This is a genomic window from Gammaproteobacteria bacterium (assembly GCA_003696665.1).
In the GTDB taxonomy this organism is placed as follows: Bacteria; Pseudomonadota; Gammaproteobacteria; order Enterobacterales.
Genome location: RFGJ01000640.1, coordinates 1 through 1,302, shown reverse-complemented (window position 1 = coordinate 1,302; position 1,302 = coordinate 1). Strand labels below are relative to the sequence as shown.

Sequence of the window (1,302 nt, the reverse complement as noted above, 5' to 3'; positions counted from 1 at the left end):
TCGCACACTGACTGCGGTCGACTCGGCGCTGATGGTCATCGATGGGGCAAAAGGGGTCGAAGAACGCACCATCAAATTGATGGAGGTGTGTCGGATGCGCGATACACCCATCATCACTTTTGTTAACAAGCTGGATCGGGATATTCGTGAAGCGGTCGATCTATTGGACGAGATTGAATCTGTGCTCAAAATCCGCTGTGCGCCGATTACATGGCCAATTGGTATGGGTAAGGAATTTAAGGGAGTGTATCACCGTTTGACACAAGAAGTCTGGCTCTACGAAAAGGGCCGTGGTGAGCAGTTGTGGGATCCGTCTCGTGTATCGTTGGACGATCAGGAGCACGTTAGGGCAGCACTCGGGTCATTTTATGATGAGTTAATGGAAGAAATCGAGCTCATTGAGGGCGCTTGCGATCAATTTGATGTGTCAGCCTTTCTCAAAGGCGAACTGACGCCAGTCTTTTTTGGGACCGCACTTGGCAACTTTGGCGTCGCGCATGTATTGGATGCGCTTATTGACTGGGCGCCGGCCCCAAGTGGGGGAATCGCGCAGGAGCGACATGTTGGAGCTGAGGAGCCGAAATTTACCGGTTTCGTGTTTAAAATTCAGGCGAACATGGACCCTAACCACCGGGATCGCGTGGCTTTTATGCGCATTGTTTCCGGTCGCTACCGGTCGGGGATGAAAGTTAGGCATGTGCGTACTGGCAAAGACATTAAAATTGCCAATGCATTGACCTTCTTTGCTGGCGATCGGGAGCGCGCAGAAGAGGCATGGGCAGGCGATATCATTGGTGTTCATAATCACGGCACCATTCAGATCGGGGATACTTTCACCGAAGGTGAAGTGCTGAATTTCACCGGCATTCCCCATTTTGCGCCAGAATTGTTCCGCCGTATTCGCTTGCGGGATCCGTTAAAAACAAAACAGTTGCTTAAAGGTTTAGTGCAGTTGTCGGAAGAGGGGGCGACACAAGTGTTCCGGCCGCTCGATCGAAACGACTTAATTGTCGGTGCCGTCGGGCAACTTCAATTTGATGTTGTGGCGCAACGGCTTAAGGATGAATATGGCGTGGACTGTCTCTATGAGCCGGTGAATGTGACGACGGCCCGTTGGGTCAGCAGTGACGATCCAAAAGAGTTGGAACGATTTAAAAATCGTGTCTCTGAGCATCTGGCACTTGATGGTGGTGACTATTTGACCTATCTTGCTCCAAGTCGAGTCAATTTGAATTTGGCGATGGAGCGCTGGCCGAAGATCAAATTCTCGAGCACGAGGGAGCACGCACCAGGAAAGAGGAC

1 protein-coding gene is annotated in these 1,302 nt (G+C 51.2%); it reads left to right on the top strand.

Annotation, left to right across the window (positions count from 1 at the left end; genetic code table 11):
* A partial coding sequence (locus tag D6694_15370) for a peptide chain release factor 3 (protein RMH34179.1) occupies nucleotides 1-1,302 on the top strand: 1,302 nt, incomplete at both ends.